The following is a 16772-nucleotide window of genomic DNA, read 5'->3' on the forward strand; positions in this document are numbered from 1 at the left end:
TCAGGAACGGGCGAAGCGCCGCGGCAGCCAGCGGCGCCGGTTGCCCTTTCCCGAAAGCACGGGGACGACCGCCAGCGGCGGTTCGCCAAGCAGATTGGTGAGCTGGCCGGCGCTGCGGATCGGGCGCAGGACGAGCTCTACCAGCAATGCCAGCGCCAGCCCGACGGCCAGCCCGCCGACGATTCCGCCCACGATCAGCAGCGGCCGGTTCGGCGAGGTCGGGTGATCGGGCGTCACCGGCGGATCGATCAGGGTCAGCCGCTCGCCGCGCTGCTGGTCCGCCAGCTTGGCCATCGAGCGGGCTGTCAGCAGGTTCGCCGATACCTTCGCCAGGTTGGCGCGGATGATATCGGCGCGTGCCTGCAGCTGCTGCACCTGTTGCGCCACCTGCGGCCCGCGCGCCTGCGCGGCGGCGAGCGCGGCGGCGCGGCTCTGTTCGGCGCCACGCTGGCGCTGGAGATCGGCGATCGCGCGGTTGTTGGCCGAAAGCTGCTGTTGCACCACGGCGGAAACGCCGCGGGTCTGGAACTGCTTCGAATTGGCGCGCGCCGCCGCGAGCCGGCTTTCGGCCAGCTTCACGTCGGGGTGGTTGTCCGAATATTGCGCTTTTGCCGCCGCAAGTGCCGCTTCGGCCGCCGTCACGTTCGGATCGCGCTCCACCGCCACGCCGGTCTGCACATTGAGTGCGGCGTTCTCGCGTTGCAGCGCGGCGATCTGCCCGGCGTAATCGATCGACGCGCCCGCGCCCACCATGCCGAGCCCGGCGGAAGAAAGCGCTGCGCCATTGACGCCGGCGATGCGGTTGATCTGCGATTCGATCCCCTGCACCTGCGCCTGCAGGTTCGATTCCTGATCCTCCAGGAACGCGACATTCGTCTGCGCCTCATCCTGCGACGAGGTCGCGGAAAGCTTGAGCAGGCGATCGACGAAGGTCTGCGCGACGATCTGCGCCTGTGCGGCGCGCGGATAGGCAAAGCTCAGCGAGAAGGCGATCGAGCCGCTGTTGGGCTTGCCGCCGCTGGGCGATCCCTGGATGTCGGCGTCGATCGCGCTGATCGTCGTCGCATCCCGCATCCGGTCGACCAGCTTCGACAGCGGCTCGCTGTGCGCCGAGGCGTTGTAGAGATCGTTCGCCTGAATCAGTTCGACCAGGTCGGGCCGGCTGAGAATCTGCTGCCGGATCTTGGCGATGCGCCGGTTGATCGGATCGTCGCCGCCCGGCGCGGCGGTCGCGCCCGGCAAATCCTGCGATTCGACCAGCAGCGTGGCTTTCGACTCATATTTGCGCGGCAACAGATAGGCCGCCGCAAGCGCGGCGACGGCGATCAACACCGCCGGCACGATCACGAGCCAGCGGCGCTGCCACAGGACCATCGGCAGGTTGCCGATCAGGCCAGATGATTCCTGCTGGTCATCGAGCGAGGCGCGCGCGCCGTCGTTCATCGCGGATCTCCGAAACGGTAGGACAGGCCCAGTCGCCCGCCATAATCGGCGGGGCGGTTCAGGCTGCTGGCAAAAATCTGGCGATACTGGCCGGTCGCCGTCAGTCGCAGGCGCTCCGACAAGCGGCGCTCATAGGTTGCCGAGGTGGTCAGATATTGCGCGCGGATACCGGGCACCAGCGCGGATTGCGAGCCGCCTTCCGTGGTGTAGAGCGCGCGTGCCGAAAGCGTCGTGAACTCGCTGAGCTTCCGGCTCCAGTTCGCGCCGATCGAATTCACATATTGCGATCCGTTGAACCCGGTCGGCCGCACCGAGCGCGAGCCGGTGATGCAGAAGTTCGACAACGGCCCCTGGCGACACAGGTTGATGTTGCCCGATGGGGATGCCTTGCCGGTCGATCCCGTCGAGCTGCTGTTCACGAACGACACGCCGAGCGATCCGTCGACCGTCCAATATTCGTTCAGCTTGGTCGATGCCGTGGCGCTGATCGTATAGACGTTGGTCCGCCCGCGCGCGCCGCGATAATCGTAGCGCGATACCGCGCCCTGCGCGCCGATCCGCGTATTGCCCGAAAGCTGGCGATTGTAGCTGAACGTGGAGCCCAGCCCGTCGTAATCGCTGATATCGGCGAACCGGCGATAACGCGCGATTTCGTAGAACACGCTCGCGCTGATGCTGTCGCGTGCCGACAGCGCCGCATCGAAATCGCCCGTCGCATATACGCCGCGCCGCCGGTCGCGCGTGCCGAACAGCGCGAGATCGGTCGGCGATGGCACGCCCGGCTCGATCGCCCCGCCCACCGAATCATAGGCGCCGATGATCGCGCTCGTCAGATCGACACGCATATGCGTGTTGACGCGTTCCGACGGGCGCCCGCGATAGTCCGTCGATACGCGATAGCTGGTCGCATCGGCATAATTGGTGAAATACTTCTGGAGGCTCGCATTGCCCGTAACGGTCAGCGTGTCCTGCGGCATCAGCAGTTCGAAACGCGGCGTCACGTCAAGCGCGGCATAGCCGCTGGCCAGATTGCTGCCCGTCCCGGAAAACGGATTGGACGAATAACCAACGCCGGGCGCCACATCCACGCTGGCGCGTGTCTGTTCCTGCGCATGGGCGATGCCCGGGGCGATCAGCGCCGCGGCTATCACGCAGCCGTAATAGCGCGCCCTCACGGAACGATAACCGTGTCGCCGCTTTCAAGCTGCGGCAGGCCGGCAAGATCACGATCGCTCGGGTTGCCCTTCAGCGTATCGCTGAGCCGCACCTTCAGCACGACCAGCCCGTTGCCGGATTTGCGCAGGATGCGGACGTTGCCGACATCGGCGAAATCCGCCGGGCCGCCAGCCAGCGCCAGCGCTTCCAGCACGTTGATATAGCGCCCCGTCGCGAATGCGCCCGGCGACTTGACCTTGCCCGCGACCGAGAACTGCACGCCCACCGGCGTCTTCACCGAAACGGTGACCTGCGGCACGGCATCGCGATACTGGCCGCGCAGGCCGCGCGAGATATCCTGCTCCACGTCGGAGGGAAGCTTGTTGTTGGCATTCACCTGCCCAACCAGCGGGAAGGAGAAGGTGCCGTCCGGCAGCACCTTGATGACGCGCTGCAGCCGCTCCTCGCCCCAGACGTAGATTTCAAGTTCGTCGCCCGGGCTGATCCGGTACGGACGCGATTGTGCGGCGGCCGGCGCGGCGGGCGCAGCCTGCGCCATCGCCAGTTGCGCCTGAGACAGGCCGGCGCAGGCAAGCCCGGCGGCCGTTATCCATGCTTTATGCTGCATTCCCACCCTCGATTGATCTGTAGTACCGCAAATTCCCCTGCGAACCGTGGGGTTCTACCTGCTTGCCTACACCACCGCTAGGCAAAAGAGTGTTAACCGCGCGGGTTGTAGCGAAGCATTTCTTCCATCTATTTTGCCTAAGCCATCCCCATCGCCCATGAACGAACGCTGCCCTCAATCTCTGCACCAACGATACGGATGTCATAAAACGATGAAGCACCGTTCGATTCCGTTGTTCGCGCCGCTCGCCGCCGCGGCGCTGCTCGTCGGCTGTACGTCGGGGGATCGCACGGCCGCGAACGATGCCGCCATCGCACAGGGCGCGCTGGAACGGGGGCAGCTCACGGTGGCGCGTCAATATATCCAGCGCGCGCTCGCGATCCGCGACGACATCAGCGATTACTGGCTGATAAAGGCGCATATCGGGCTGGCCGAGCGCGATCTTTCCGGCGCTTACGACGCCTATCAGAACGTCCTCCAGCTCGATCGCGCCAATGTCGAGGCGTTGACCAGCCTGTGCCAGATCGCGCTGGCCGGCAATGTCGCGAACCAGGCGGAGAAATTCGCCGACCAGCTCGCGCTCATCAATCCGACGGATACCTTGCCCAATACCGTGCGCGCCTCCGCCGCCGCCGCGCGCGGCGACAAGGACAAGGCGAACCATTATCTCGATCTCGTCCTGAAGGCGCGCCCCGGCGATCCGTCCGCACTGATCGTGAAGGCGCGGATGCTGGCCAACGATCAGGATTATGCCGGTGCGGCCAAGGTGATGGAACAGGCGCTCGCAACGCCTGGCGATCCCACCGCGCGCCTGTCGATGCTGCTCGATTATTACAAGCGCGCGCGCGACGGCGACGGGCTGTTCCGCGCGGTCGAGCGGCTGGTGCAGGCCAACCCCAAGGATCCCAATCTCCAGCTCCAATATGCGGATCTGCTGTTCGATCGCGGCGCGAACGACGCGGCGAATGCGGCGATCGCCCGGGCGGCGGAGGGCAGCGGCAACGATCTCGGCGTGCCGGCGAACGCGCTTAATCTGTGGCTGAAGCAGGGCGCGGATGCGCTGCCGGTTGAAAGGATGCTGGCGAACGCCGCCGGTTCGACGCTGGCGATGAAGGCCGCCTATGCCCAATATGCCAACGAGACTGGTCATCCCGATGTGGCGGTTCGCATCCTCGACAGCGCCAATCTCGCCAATGCGCCGATGCAGCAGCCGGATGCGGCCAGCGCCGCCGCCGCGCTGGGCTATGCGCGCGCGCTGACGGGCGACACGGCGGGCGGCAACGCGCTGATCGCGGCGGTGCTGAAGGCCGATCCCGATCAGCCCGCCGCGCTGCTGGCACGCGGCCGATTGCGCGCCGCCGCCGGTGATCGTCGCGGGGCGATCGAGGACATGCGCAACGCCGTGTCGCAGGATGCCGACAACATCGCCGCGCGGCTGGCGCTTGCGGATACGCTCTTTCGCGGCGGCGACGCGGTGCTCGCCGAAACCGCGCTGCGTGACGGGATGAAGGGTGCCGGTGACGATCCGCGCCTGGCCGCCCGGCTGGCGCGGCTTCAGCTCGCCCAGGGGCGACACGACGCCGCCGCCGCCACCTTGGCGGATTTCGTGAAGGCCAATCCGCTCAGCCGGCGCGCGGCGGGGATCAAGGCGGGCTGAGCCCGCGCCGGGCATGAAAAGGGGAGCGAGGACCATATCGTCCCCGCTCCCCTTTCTGACTGGAACCGTTCCCGGTTACTTGGCCGCCGCCGGTGCGCCCTTGTTGGCCGGCGGTTCGAAACCGGGCTGATATTCGATCTTGGCCTTGGCGCGCTCGGCGTCGAGATCCTTCTTCATCGCCGCTTCCACCGCCTGACGGCGCAGGATCTGCGTCGCGACCGGCGTTGCCTGCTGCTCGGCAACCGGCTCGGCCTCGGTATTGCGGATCACGCTCGCGATAAGCTGGCCGTTCTGCGGCACGAGGAACGGTTCGTTCGGCTTGAGCGAGGCGATCTTCTGCGCCGCGTCCGGCGGCAGCGCTGCCGAATCGAGCACCGAACTGCCGCGGTTGAACTGGATGTTCGACGATTTCAGCGCCGCTTCCACCTCCGCCATCGTCTGCGCCGCCTTCAGCTTGGCGCCGAGCGCGGGATCGTTGGTGAACGGGAAGGCGATCTGATCGAGCGTGTAGCGCTTGCGCTGGCCGAACAGCGAAGGATTGTCCGCGACGAATTTCTGCGCGGCGGAGGCATCCGGCAGGGCCACGGCCTTTGAGCTCTTCGCGGCGAGCAGATCGATCAGGATGCCGTCCTGCGCGCGCGAGATCTGCGTCAGATAGCTCGGCGACTGGTCCAGGCCCTCGGCCTTCGCCTTGCTGACGAGCAGCTTGCGGTCGATCACGCGCTGCAGCACCTGCGCCATGACCGCTTTCCTGTCCACGCCCTGCGGAATCTGCGTGTTGCCCAGTTCGGCGTTGAGCTGCTGCTGCGTGATCTCCTGCCCGTTGACCACCGCGACGACCTGGCCGTCGGCCTTTTTCTGGCACCCGGCCACCAGCGGCAACATCATCGCCGTGGCAACCACCAGACCAATTTTCACCTTGCTCATGCTATCCCCCAACGAGAATGTTACGTTAATTTCGGCGCTTGGGTGCCGCGATCCATGCCGACCAGCACCTGGCGCAAGCGGAGCCCGATCGCGGCGTACAGATCGCGGGCGAAGCCGTCGAGCAGCGCGCTCTCGTCGCCGCTGCCCACCGTCGACACGCGCACCAGCACGCCGTCGGGGATCACGCCGGCGAAGTTTTCCCTCACCACCGCACCGCGCTGTGCGGACCATTTCGTCGGGAAATAGTCGCCCACGCGGGTCCAGTAGATCAGTTGCTCGCGCCGCAGATCCGCCTCCGCCACGATATAGCGCGATGGGATGGCGACGCCGGGCGCCAGCGGTGTCTCGTGCTGTGCGATCGTGGTCAGCTTGTAGCCGCTCGCCGGATAGCAGACCTCTGGCCGGTGGACCTGGATCGTGCCGTCCTGCGCCCCGCTATAGGCGATCAGCAGCATCACCGAAGCACCATCGGCGCGCGTGTAGGCGCGTGTCACAAGCTGGCTGTATATCTTGTCGCGCATCTGATCGGCCGGCGGCAGAACAAGCCCGCTCGCGGCCTGATACTTCCAGCCGCCGAACGCGTCCGGCACGAGCGATTCGAGCTTGGCATTGCCCAGCAGCTTCTCGATCCGGCGCGGCTTCAGCGCGAAGCCCGCCGCCGCCACGGCGATCATCGCGCCGCCCAGCAGCGCCTCCCGCCGCGTCGCACGAGCCTCGCCCTGCCCGGCGTGGCGCAGCCAGCTTTCCTCGTTCATGCCGCCCCCCGCGCCGCGAGACGGTCACGGATCGGCGCCGCGAGGCTGTCGATCAGGAAGATGCCGAGCAGCGCGCTCATGAACATCGTCAGGCCGGCCGCCTCGTGGATGAAGCCCTGCCCTGCCGCCTCGCCGAAATGATAGGTCACGAGCAGCAGGATGATAACGCGTACGAGGTTCGCCACGATCGCCACCGGCAGGATGCAGGCGACCAGAAACAGCATGTAGCGCCAGTTCGCGCTGTGGCGGATGTAAATGTAGAACAATCCCAGCGCGGTGAGGCTTATCATCGAGTTCAGGCCCGCGCAGGCCGCCGCCACCAGCATGTCATATTGACCGATCTGGATCGACACGCCCGATCCCGCGATCGGATAGCCGGCGGCATGCAGGATCCCGACCGCCCATTGCGAGATCGCGATCTTCAGCGGCTGGGTGAGCATCGCGAACAGCGTGTCGGGCGGCGGAAACATGAATGCCAGATAGAACAGCGGGAACCACACGACCCGGATCGTCGCGGCGCCCCACAGCAGATAGGCGGTGGTCAGCACGATCGCGTACATCGTCGCGCCCTCGATCTCGACGATGCTGGTGACCCGGGCGAACAGATAGAGCGGCAGCAGCACCGCCAGCAGCACCCCGCCGACCAGCCACGATCCCGGCCGCGCGATCGCACGCGCCGCGCCCCATTCGCGGCTGAGCAGCCACAGCCCGGTCGCGAGCACGATCGGGCCGTGCGCGCCCTGTTCGGTAGACCAGCTTTCCTGGCCGACATGGATCATCACGGGAACGATCACCGCGAGCAGCCCGATCACCAGTATCGGCGTCGAGCGGATCCATTCGACAGGCGTCTGCGAATGCTTCGTCAGCAGACCGGCTTCCACGGTGAAAACACCTCCCCAGGGTAAAGGCTGATCACCGCGACACTTGCCGATTGCCCTGACCAGATTTTCTATCGAAGCGGCGCCAGTTTAGCAAGGAGCGTTCCCCTGTCGCAGCGTGGCTGGATCATTCCGATACATTAACGATAGTCGTGAATATTTCGCGGCTTGGCCGTCACCATCGGGACAAGTTCGGCCGCGTGGCGATGATGTATCCCATACACACCTTATTTCTTCCTAAACCGTTTCATGCTTAGAGATGGTGGAACAGCGGGCGCGCCGCGCGCCATCGATCTTGGAAACGGAAAATCTATCATGCAGACGGCCTACGACTGGATCAGCGTCGCGATCTTCGCCGGGCTTGTCGTGCTCTTGTTGCAGCGCTCCTCCCGGGAGGAGCCGACCGATCATCTCTGGCAGTATCTGCCGCCCGCGCTCGGCTGCGCGGTGGCGAATTATTTCGGCAACGAGGGAAATCATCTCGTCGCCGTGCTCGTCCTGGCGGCGGTGGTCGGCTATATCTTCCATATCCTCAAGCCGGAAATCTTCCCGAAGCGCTGATCTAGAAAAGGGCGGCGGATCGCACCCGCCGCCGCCGCTCACAGGGCGGCCATCACCGGCGCCACCACCCCCGCCAGCACCGCGTAGCCGGCGTCGGTCAGATGAATGCCGTCGGTGTGGAAATTGGGTCCGTAAGGCGCGGCGTTGGGGCAGGCGCCCTCGGTGCCGATCGCCGCATTCAGGTGCAGCGGCACATAGGCATCGCACAGCGCCGGCCCGTTCGCATCGAAAAAGGCGTTATAGGCTGACCGCGATAGCGGCACGTCGAGCGCATCGGCCGCATCGGTGCTTGTCAGCAGCACCAGCTTGGCCGCGCCGGCCGCGCGCCGCGCCTGAAGATAGGATTGCGTCGCCGCCGTCGCCGCCGCGGTGGAAAGCAGCCGCTGGTTATACCATTCCCACGCCGCCAGATGCATCGGGCTCGCCCCCAGCAGCACAAGCATCGGATCGATTTCCGCCGTCGCTTCGGCCTTCATCGCGGTCATCGATACGCCGACATGGCCCAGATTGGTCCACCGGCCCAGGCTCCAGCCGTTCGCCGCCGCCACCCGGCCGGGATAGCTGTTGAGCGGTGCGGTGATACTGTACCCGTTCGTTATGCTGTCCCCGTGAAACACGCGGAACGGCGCGCCCGCCCATGGATAGGGGGACGCATATTTGTCGCGCGCCCATTTCTCCGCCTGCATCATTTCGGCGGCGGTCAGCGCGCGATTCCATACGATCACCTCGTAGATTTCCGCTTTGGCCGCCGTGCCGGGCGTCGCGGGCGATCCGCCGATCCCCACGTTGTGCCCCGCCGCCGAGACGAACTTGCCGAAATGGGTGACGCAGGTGTTGTTGATATAATATCGCGCCGAGGTCGCATCCGGCAGCCCGGCGGTATAGCCCAGCGTCGTCAGCCCCGCCCCGCCATAAGGGCATCGCCCCAGCCCGTTCCCGTAAAAGCCCGCCTGCGTGCCGTTGGCGAACAGGTTGTAGCCGGTGGAATTCGACGCGGTGAACAGAAACCCGAACGAGCTCGCCTGCACGTTGCGGCACACCACAAGCGCGGAGCTGGACGCGCCCTGACAGGCGCTCGCCACCGCGTTCGCGGTGCCCGCGTCGAGATATTGCGCGCCGGAAAACAGCACATAGGGTTTTCCCCCTGCTCCGCCGGTGCGATATTTCGGCTGGTTGGCCGGCGTGTTCTGGACCGCCGCCAGCCCGCCGGCCCCGTCGGCCCAGCTCGCCAGATTGCTGTTGTCCGCCTGCGGCGGGATATCGTCGGCCGACCAGCGCGCCACGATCGCGGCGCGCTGCGGCAGGGCGGCGGCCGACGGCGGCAACGATCGCCGCCGCCGTCGGCCCTGCGCGCCGATCGCGAAGCCCAGCGACATCACGCGAACGCCACGATATCGGCCGCCGTGGTGCCGGTTGCACGCACGAAACCGGCGCGGACATCGATCACCTGCCCGGCCGCCACGTTGCGGAAGGTCACGTCGCTCGTCCCATTGACGCCGCGCAGCACCACATCGCCGGCCGTGCCGACGTAGAGCGCCTTGGGCACCACCGGCAGCGGCGTCGAATCGTTCGGGGCGACCGGAAACGGCGCGCACGCCGGCGCGATCACCGAATCGCTGAACTGCGCGAAGGAATCGGAAGGCATCGGAAATCTCCTTTCAGAGGCCGATCCGCATCTCGAATCGGCAGGAGTGTTCCTGTTATGTTCGAAAACCCGCCGTAGGACAGGGCTATTTTTCTCCCGCCCGGCCGGTCGAAGTTAAACGCGCCTTTACCAGCCCGGCTTACCACGGCGTCGTCCCCCAGTACCAAAGGCCAGTGCGATGACCGTGACCGAGCGTATCCAGCGCCTCAACGAAGCGTTCGGCGGCCCGACCGTCGATCCCGAATCGGGCGCGCAGGCGCTCGCGCTGCTGCTGTCGCTGCACAATCTGGCGATCGATCCCAAACAGTTGCGGCACGAGCTTGGCCATGCCGAGCCGCTGTCGTCCGGCGATATCGTTCGTCTGGCGCGCCGTATTCCCGGCGTCCGCGCGCGGCCGGTCAAGGTGGAGCCGGGCAAACTTTCGCGCCAGCCGCTGCCGCTGCTGGCGAACGGGCCGGAGGGCTGGTTCCTGATCGGCCGGCTGGTCGAGGATGGCGTGCTCATCCAGCATCCCGGCCGCGAGGTGGAGCGGATCGATCGCGCCGGGCTGGATGCGATCTGGTCGGGCGAGGTGGTGCTGGTCGCGACGCGCGAGCCATCGGTCGCCAACGGCCGCCGCTTCGACATTCGCTGGTTCGTGCCGCAGATCGTGCGCTATCGCCGCCTGATCGGCGAGGTGCTGCTGATCACCTGCACGCTCAACCTGCTTGGCCTCGCCTCGCCGCTCCTGTTCCAGAACGTGATCGACAAGGTGCTCGCGCACAACGCGCTGACCACGCTCAACGTGCTGGCGATCGCGTTCGTCGCGGTCGCGCTGTGGGAAACGGTGTTCGGCTGGATCCGCACCCGGCTGTATGCCGAAACGAGCCAGAAGATCGATGTGGAGCTTGGCGCCCGCGTGTTCCGCCACCTGCTCGCCCTGCCGCTCGATTATTTCGAGCGCCGCCGCGTCGGCGATACCGTCACGCGGGTGCGCCAGCTCGAAACGATCCGCGAATTCCTGACGAACGCCTCGCTCACGGTGCTGGTCGATCCGTTGTTCACGATCGTGTTCATGGTGGCGATGATCGTCTATTCGCCGGCGCTGTTCGGGATCGTCGCGCTCACGCTGGTCGGCTATGTCTGCGTCTCGCTGTTCGTCACCGGGCCGTTGCGCGACCGGATCGAGGACAAGTTCGAGCGCGGCGCGGCGAGCAACGCGCTGCTCGTCGAAAGCGTGGGCGGTATCCAGACGATCAAGGCGTCCGCCGTCGAGCCGCAGTGGCAGGACGGCTGGGAGCGCCAGCTTGCCGCATACAGCGCGTCGGCGCTGCGCGTCATCAGCCTCTCGTCCACCGGCAGCCAGGCGGTGGAGCTGATCTCGAAGCTGGGCTTCGCGGCGATCCTGTTCTTCGGCGCGCAGCAGGTGATCGGCGGCGCGATGACGGTGGGCGCGCTGGTGGCGTTCAACATGTTCGCGCAGCGCGTGTCCGGCCCGGTGATCCGCATGTCGCAGATCTGGCAGGATTTCCAGCAGGTCCGTATCTCGATCGAGCGGCTTGGCGATATCCTCAACCACCCGATCGAGCGCCAGTCGAACAGCAAGGTGGACATGCCGCCGATGCAGGGCACGATCACCTTCGAGAACACCCGCTTCCGCTACGCGCCGGATTCCCCTCCGGCGGTGGACGGCATCTCGCTGCACATCGGCGCGGGCCGCTCGATCGGCATCGTCGGCTCGTCCGGCTCGGGCAAGTCCACGCTGACCAAGCTGCTCCAGCGGCTTTACGTGCCGGAAAGCGGCCGCGTGATGGTGGACGGCATCGATCTGGCGCAGGCGGACCCGACATGGCTGCGCCGCCACATCGGGGTCGTCCTGCAGGAGAATATCCTGTTCAACCGCTCGATCCGCGAGAATATCGCGCTCGCCAACCCCGCCATGCCGCTGGAGCGCGTGATGCGCGCCGCCGCGCTGGCCGGCGCGCATGAATTCATCCTTCAGCAGCCGCATGGCTACGACACGCCGATCGTGGAGCGCGGCGCGAACCTGTCCGGCGGGCAGCGTCAGCGGATCGCGATCGCACGCGCGCTCATCACCGATCCGCGCATCCTGATCCTCGATGAAGCGACCTCCGCGCTGGACGCGGAGAGCGAGGAGATCATCCGCCACAATCTGAAGGCGATCGCGCAGGGCCGCACCGTCGTCATCATCGCGCATCGCCTGTCCGCGGTGCGCGAATGCGACGGGATCATCGCCATGGAGAAGGGCCGTATCGTCGAGGGCGGCACGCATGAGGAGCTGCTTCGGCTCGGCGGCCGCTACGCCGAACTTCACCGGCGACAGACCGGTATCAAGGATCTCGCCGCATGAACGCGCTCACCACCAACTGGTCGATCGTAAAGAGCGCGCTGGCCGAGGATCGGCAGCGCGAGGCCGAGCGGCTGCGCATCGACGACGCCGCTTTCCTGCCCGCCGCGCTCGAAGTGATCGAACGCCCGGTATCGCCCACCGCGCGCCTCACCGCGCGCGTGATGATGGCCGGTGTCGCATTCCTTGCCGGCTGGCTGGCACTGGGGCGGACCGACATCGTCGCCTCGGCGAGCGGGCGGATCGTTCCGAAGGGGGCGGTGCAGCTCGTGCAGCCGGCGGAGGCCGGCGTGGTCCGCCGCATCCTCGTCCACGATGGCGATCATGTGAAAAAGGGCCAGCCGCTCGTCCTGCTCGATCCCACCGTATCGGGTGCTGAAGCGGCGCAGGCGGCCAAGGCATTCGAGACGGTGGCGTTCGAGGTCGCGCGCACCCAGGCGGTGATCGACGCGCTGGATGGCAAGCCGCTCGTCATAATCCCCCCGGCCGGGGCGGATGCGCACACGATCGCCGCGCAGGAGGCGCTGGCGCGCGCGCGGCTCGCCGATGTACGCGCCACGATTGCCGCGAACGTGGCGGGTGGCGGTGTCGCCAGCGCCGATATCGCCAGCGCGCGGGCCGAGGTCGCCAAGCTCGACAAGTCACTGCCGCTGCTCGATCAGCAGATCGCGGCGAACGAGCAATTGCTCGAAAAGGGCTTCGTCTCGCGCCTCAAGGTGCTGGAGATGCGGCGCCAGCGGATCATGGAATCCGGCAGTCGCGATGCCGCGCGGGAGGCGATCCGTCGCGCTTCGGCCCAGGCGGGCGGCGCGGCCTCCACCCTCGCCAAATCCCGTGCCGACGCGCGCGCCGAGCTTTACGAGCAGCTCGTGAAGGCGACATCGGACATGCGGTTGCGGCAGCAGGAAATGGTCAAGGCGAAGCAGCGTTCCGGCTTCCAGGCATTGCGCGCGCCGGTCGACGGCACGGTTGGCCAGCTTTCGCTCCACACCGAGGGCGGGGTGGTCGAGGCCGCCAAGCCGATCATGACGATCGTGCCGACCGGGGACAAGCTGGTGGCGGAGGTGAAGCTGCTCAACCGCGACGCCGGCTTCGTCCAGCCGGGCCAGAAGGTGGCGCTGAAGCTGGATGCCTTCCCCTTCTCGCGCTACGGCACCTTGCCCGGCCATGTCGTCAGTGTCAGCCCGGATGCGGTGGACGACGAGAAGCTCGGCACGGTCTATATCGTCCGCATCGCGCTGGCGCGCACCACGGTCGATCGCGGCGACCGGGTGACGGCGCTGGTGCCAGGCATGACGGCGACCGCCGATATCGTCACCGGCAACCGCAGCTATCTGAGCTATCTCACCAGCCCGATCGAGGAAGCGCGGGGGAGCGCGCTCAAGGAACGGTAGGCCGGGCCGGCGGGTCGCGCGGGGCGCGGGCGTGTTTCACTTCGGATGGAAATGGGCCACCCGCGCCGCCACCAGCGCGCGTTCGATCGCGGGGTCGAAATCGGCGCCCCGCTGGCGCAACATGTCGATCCACGGCAGCGTTTCCGCCTCGGCCAGCCGGCGGCGCAACAGATCGGCGACGCTGCCGATCCGCCGCGCGGGCACGCCTGCGACGATCGAATCCGGCGGCACGTCCTTCGTCACCACCGCCCCGGCCGCGACGATCGCATCGGGCCCGATCGTCACGCCCGGCATCACGACGGGCGGCACACCCGCACGGGCGGCCCACGCCCCTGCCGCTGCAAACTAAAGATCGGTAATCGCAGGGTTAACCACGCACATAGAGGAAGGATCAGGACGAATCTGACAATCTTGGCCCGCTAGAAAAGGGGTCTTCTTTCCATGGCGACGAACACTTCCGTCGGAATCAATCTTTCTCCCGTCAATTACTGGAGCACCGAATACCCCTTCATCGACCGGATGAAGACTGCCGGTTCCTGGGGCGTGCAAGGGGGTTCGCTTGCATCGCTGACAGTGGACCAGAACGGATATCCGACCAAGCTTCCCGCCGGCGCCACGAGCGTCTCCACCATGGTCGCGCTCGATCCCGCCAGCGCGGGCACGAACAAGACGTATGTGCTGTCGTACAGCGGCACCGCGACATTCCGCATTCCGGGCGCGACGATCGTCAGCTCGAAGCCGGGCGAGATCACGTTCACCGTTACCGGCGCGACACCGATGCAGACGGTGATGATCACCAGCATCGACGGCAACAATCCGCTGACGGCGATGCATATCGTTCGCCAGGATCAGGTCGCGCTGTTCAACAAGGGTGAGTTGTTCAACCCCGATTTCGTGGCGAAGGTGTCGCAGTTCGGCACGCTGCGCTTCATGGACTGGGAACAGACCAACGCGACGACCACGACAAGCTGGTCGCAGCGGACGACGATGAACAGCTTCTCCTGGGCGACGACATCGAGCACCACCGGCGTGCCGATCGAGGCGATGGTGGCGCTCGCGAACGAATCGCACACCAGCATGTGGCTGAACATCCCGACGCAGGCCGACGACAATTACGTCCGGCAGATGCTCACCTACGTGCGCGACAATCTCGATCCGTCGCTCAAGGTGAACGTCGAATATTCCAACGAGGTCTGGAACTGGAGCTTCCAGCAGTCGCGTTATGCCAATCAGATGGCCACCCAGCTCTGGGGCAGCGATCTCACCCGGCCGCCCCAGCAATATTACGGCTATCGCGCGGCGCAGGTCGCTTCGATCGCGAACAGCGTGTTCGGCGCCAGCGGTGCCGACCGGCTTCAGAACGTGCTCTCGACGCAGACCGCCAATCTCGGCCTGGAAAAATACATCCTCCAGGGGATCACGCGCGCCGGCGTGGGCGATGCCTCGACGCTGTTCAAGAATTACGCGGTCACCACCTATTTCGGCAGCGAATTGAGCGGCCAGAATGCCAGCGATCGCGCGATCATTCTGGGCTGGGCGAATGGCGGAACCGCCGGGATGGACGCCGCCTTCAACGAACTGCTCAATGGCGGAACGCTCACCGGCTGGGGCTCGCTGCCCTCGGTCATGGCGCAATGGGCGTATCAGGCCGGGGTCGCGAAAAAGAGCGGGCTCAATCTGGTCGCCTACGAAGGCGGGCTGGATCTGAACGCATCGAGCTTCGCGACCGCCGACCAACCCACGATCATGGCGTTCTTCGCGCGGCTGAACGCCGATCCGCGGATGACGGACGTCTACAACAAGATGATCGCGGGCTTCTCTGCCGCAGGCGGCACGCTGCTGACGGCATACACCGATGCGCAGTCCGATCGGCCGGGCGGATTGTTCGGAACGCTCAAGTCGATCTACGACAGTCCCTCGCCCTCATGGACCGCGCTCGTCCAGGCGCAGGCCGCGCTTTTGGCCGGGCAGGGCACGACACCGACCACGCCCGCGCCAACCAGCCCGATACCGACCACGCCCGCGCCGACAACCCCGGCGCCGGCCGTCCCCACGCCGGCCAATCCCAATGCGGTGCAGGCGCCGCTGCCGAGCGCCCCGCTCGATACGAGCACGACGCTGGCCAATGTCACGCTGAATGCGAATACGCGCAATCTCACGTTCACCGGCACCGGCGCGTTCGCCGCCACCGGCAACGATCGTGACAACGTCATCACCGGCGGAAACGGCGGCAACAAGCTGTATGGCGGCGCCGGCAACGACACGCTGGTCGGCGGCAACGGCAACGATTATCTCGACGGCGGCACCGGCGCGGATCGCATGGTCGGCGGCGCGGGCGACGACACCTATATCGTCGACAACGCGGGCGACACGATTGTCGAGCAGGCCGGCGGCGGCAACGATACGGTGGTGAGTTCGATCAGCTACACGCTCACCGCGAACGTGGAGAATTTGAAGCTGACCGGCACCGCCGCCATCAACGGCACCGGGAACGAGCTTAATAACATCATCACCGGGAATGCGGGCAACAACGTCCTGTCGGGCGGCGCGGGCAACGATCAACTCTTCGGCGGCGACGGCGACGATTATCTCGATGCCGGCGACGGCAACGATGTGCTCGATGGCGGCAACGGCAACGACACGCTGGTCGGTGGCGCCGGTAATGACATCCTGTTGGGCGGCGCCGGCAACGACATCCTGATCGCCGGCACCGGCAAGGATTCGCTGACCGGCGGCGCGGGCGCGGATCGGTTCGTGTTCGCGCCCGGGGACCTCGGCAACTCGATCACCAATACCGATGTCATTCTGGATTTCAGCCGGGCCGAGGGCGACAAGATCGATCTGTCCGCATTCGACGCGAACACGAAGACGGCGCAGAAAGATGCCTTCACCTTCATCGGCAGCAAGGGCTTCACCAAGCAGGCCGGTCAGCTGCGGGTCGATTCGGTCGGCGGCTACTGGAACGTGATGGGCGACACCAACGGCGATGGCGTCGCGGATTTCGTCCTCAACGTGAAGGCGACCGGGCCGTTGATCCAGTCCGATTTCATCTTCGGCTGATCGATCGCGCAACGGCCGCGGCGTCCCACGGCGTCGCGGCCGTCATGCCGACATGTTCGGCCGCAGCACCAGCATGATATAGGCGATCACCGCCACCAGCCCGGCGATCGCTAGCGCGATATAGCCTTCGTTGCCGATATAGTTGACGACGGCGCACCCGATCGCGGGCGGGGCATAATGCCACAATTTGTCGACCGGCTTTTCCGCCGCCGAGCGATGCAGCATCAGCACGACCAGGCCGGTGAACACCATCAGGGTCAGCCAGTCGAAAGGTGTCTGCATCGGGCGCTAGGGCCTTGGCCGCGCCGCGGCCGGGCGGATG

Annotated in this window: 14 protein-coding genes and 1 pseudogene; 5 read left to right on the top strand and 10 right to left on the bottom strand. The window is 66.3% G+C overall.

Annotated features, from left to right (window positions below; genetic code table 11):
* From FFS35_RS00830 to FFS35_RS00840, 3 genes are read right to left on the bottom strand one after another with little or no spacing between them, the layout of a single operon-like run.
* The gene (locus FFS35_RS00830) at window positions 1–1443 is read right to left on the bottom strand and encodes a Wzz/FepE/Etk N-terminal domain-containing protein (protein WP_137785218.1); all 1443 of its coding nucleotides are present in this window, start codon (window positions 1441–1443) and stop codon (window positions 1–3) included.
* Window positions 1440–2618: an autotransporter outer membrane beta-barrel domain-containing protein gene (locus FFS35_RS00835; protein WP_137785219.1), complete on the bottom strand. Its 1179-nt coding sequence runs from the start codon at window positions 2616–2618 to the stop codon at window positions 1440–1442. Before FFS35_RS00835 ends, FFS35_RS00830 begins: the two co-directional genes overlap by 4 nt.
* Window positions 2615–3226, bottom strand: a complete 612-nt coding sequence (locus FFS35_RS00840) for a polysaccharide biosynthesis/export family protein (RefSeq protein WP_171007457.1) — start codon at window positions 3224–3226, stop codon at window positions 2615–2617. Before FFS35_RS00840 ends, FFS35_RS00835 begins: the two co-directional genes overlap by 4 nt.
* 211 nt (window positions 3227–3437) lie before the next feature.
* On the opposite strand from FFS35_RS00840, the gene FFS35_RS00845 reads away from it, so the two are divergent.
* Window positions 3438–4883: a tetratricopeptide repeat protein gene (locus tag FFS35_RS00845; protein ID WP_171007458.1), complete on the top strand. Its 1446-nt coding sequence runs from the start codon at window positions 3438–3440 to the stop codon at window positions 4881–4883.
* Between the two features lie 75 nt (window positions 4884–4958).
* On the opposite strand, the gene FFS35_RS00850 is transcribed toward FFS35_RS00845, so the two are convergent.
* The 3 genes from FFS35_RS00850 to xrtV are packed head-to-tail and all read right to left on the bottom strand — an operon-like array spanning window position 4959 to window position 7446.
* Window positions 4959–5810, bottom strand: coding sequence for an EpsD family peptidyl-prolyl cis-trans isomerase (locus tag FFS35_RS00850; protein ID WP_137785221.1), 852 nt, complete (start codon window positions 5808–5810; stop codon window positions 4959–4961).
* Window positions 5811–5830: 20 nt separating this feature from the next.
* Window positions 5831–6565, bottom strand: a complete 735-nt coding sequence (gene epsI, locus FFS35_RS00855) for an exosortase-associated protein EpsI, V-type (protein ID WP_249341370.1) — start codon at window positions 6563–6565, stop codon at window positions 5831–5833.
* Complete coding sequence (gene xrtV, locus FFS35_RS00860) at window positions 6562–7446, bottom strand: exosortase V (protein WP_249341372.1); 885 nt, start codon at window positions 7444–7446, stop codon at window positions 6562–6564. Before xrtV ends, epsI begins: the two co-directional genes overlap by 4 nt.
* A 312-nt stretch (window positions 7447–7758) precedes the next feature.
* Between xrtV and FFS35_RS00865 the strand changes: the two genes are divergently transcribed.
* The gene (locus tag FFS35_RS00865; RefSeq protein ID WP_137785222.1) at window positions 7759–8004 is read left to right on the top strand and encodes an XrtV sorting system accessory protein; all 246 of its coding nucleotides are present in this window, start codon (window positions 7759–7761) and stop codon (window positions 8002–8004) included.
* A 38-nt stretch (window positions 8005–8042) separates the two neighbouring features.
* Here the strand turns inward: FFS35_RS00865 and FFS35_RS00870 are convergent, their stop codons facing one another.
* A complete protein-coding gene (locus tag FFS35_RS00870; RefSeq protein ID WP_137785223.1) occupies window positions 8043–9380 on the bottom strand; it encodes an SGNH/GDSL hydrolase family protein in 1338 nt (445 codons plus the stop codon).
* The gene (locus tag FFS35_RS00875) at window positions 9380–9649 is read right to left on the bottom strand and encodes a hypothetical protein (protein WP_137785224.1); all 270 of its coding nucleotides are present in this window, start codon (window positions 9647–9649) and stop codon (window positions 9380–9382) included. The genes FFS35_RS00870 and FFS35_RS00875 overlap by 1 nt, the downstream gene beginning before the upstream one ends.
* Window positions 9650–9827: 178 nt before the next feature.
* Between FFS35_RS00875 and FFS35_RS00880 the strand changes: the two genes are divergently transcribed.
* Entirely contained in the window at window positions 9828–11999 is a 2172-nt protein-coding gene (locus FFS35_RS00880) for a type I secretion system permease/ATPase (protein WP_137785225.1), read from the top strand.
* Complete coding sequence (locus tag FFS35_RS00885; RefSeq protein WP_137785226.1) at window positions 11996–13390, top strand: HlyD family type I secretion periplasmic adaptor subunit; 1395 nt, start codon at window positions 11996–11998, stop codon at window positions 13388–13390. The genes FFS35_RS00880 and FFS35_RS00885 overlap by 4 nt, the downstream gene beginning before the upstream one ends.
* Before the next feature lie 36 nt (window positions 13391–13426).
* Here FFS35_RS00885 and FFS35_RS00890 read toward each other — a convergent pair.
* Window positions 13427–13690, bottom strand: a pseudogene (locus FFS35_RS00890) (hypothetical protein); the annotation flags it as partial.
* Between the two features lie 141 nt (window positions 13691–13831).
* On the opposite strand from FFS35_RS00890, the gene FFS35_RS00895 reads away from it, so the two are divergent.
* The gene (locus FFS35_RS00895) at window positions 13832–16450 is read left to right on the top strand and encodes a calcium-binding protein (RefSeq protein WP_137785228.1); all 2619 of its coding nucleotides are present in this window, start codon (window positions 13832–13834) and stop codon (window positions 16448–16450) included.
* Between the two features lie 42 nt (window positions 16451–16492).
* Here the strand turns inward: FFS35_RS00895 and FFS35_RS00900 are convergent, their stop codons facing one another.
* Window positions 16493–16732 (bottom strand): XrtV sorting system accessory protein, encoded by a 240-nt coding sequence (locus tag FFS35_RS00900; protein ID WP_137785229.1) that lies wholly within the window; start codon window positions 16730–16732, stop codon window positions 16493–16495.
* Window positions 16733–16772 lie beyond the last annotated feature (40 nt).

Origin of the sequence: Sphingomonas sp. 3P27F8 (assembly GCF_005502745.1) — a bacterium.
Lineage (GTDB): Bacteria > Pseudomonadota > Alphaproteobacteria > Sphingomonadales > Sphingomonadaceae > Sphingomonas.

Bases quoted from the DNA above. Each gene is read 5' to 3' on its own strand.
- FFS35_RS00840 (WP_171007457.1), bottom strand. From the start codon at position 3,226: ATGCAGCATAAAGCATGGATAACGGCCGCCGGGCTTGCCTGCGCCGGC.
- FFS35_RS00850 (WP_137785221.1), bottom strand. From the start codon at position 5,810: ATGAGCAAGGTGAAAATTGGTCTGGTGGTTGCCACGGCGATGATGTTG.
- FFS35_RS00865 (WP_137785222.1), top strand. From the start codon at position 7,759: ATGCAGACGGCCTACGACTGGATCAGCGTCGCGATCTTCGCCGGGCTT.
- FFS35_RS00830 (WP_137785218.1), bottom strand. From the start codon at position 1,443: ATGAACGACGGCGCGCGCGCCTCGCTCGATGACCAGCAGGAATCATCT.
- FFS35_RS00870 (WP_137785223.1), bottom strand. From the start codon at position 9,380: ATGTCGCTGGGCTTCGCGATCGGCGCGCAGGGCCGACGGCGGCGGCGA.
- FFS35_RS00880 (WP_137785225.1), top strand. From the start codon at position 9,828: ATGACCGTGACCGAGCGTATCCAGCGCCTCAACGAAGCGTTCGGCGGC.
- FFS35_RS00900 (WP_137785229.1), bottom strand. From the start codon at position 16,732: ATGCAGACACCTTTCGACTGGCTGACCCTGATGGTGTTCACCGGCCTG.
- FFS35_RS00895 (WP_137785228.1), top strand. From the start codon at position 13,832: ATGGCGACGAACACTTCCGTCGGAATCAATCTTTCTCCCGTCAATTAC.
- epsI (WP_249341370.1), bottom strand. From the start codon at position 6,565: ATGAACGAGGAAAGCTGGCTGCGCCACGCCGGGCAGGGCGAGGCTCGT.
- FFS35_RS00885 (WP_137785226.1), top strand. From the start codon at position 11,996: ATGAACGCGCTCACCACCAACTGGTCGATCGTAAAGAGCGCGCTGGCC.
- FFS35_RS00875 (WP_137785224.1), bottom strand. From the start codon at position 9,649: ATGCCTTCCGATTCCTTCGCGCAGTTCAGCGATTCGGTGATCGCGCCG.
- FFS35_RS00845 (WP_171007458.1), top strand. From the start codon at position 3,438: ATGAAGCACCGTTCGATTCCGTTGTTCGCGCCGCTCGCCGCCGCGGCG.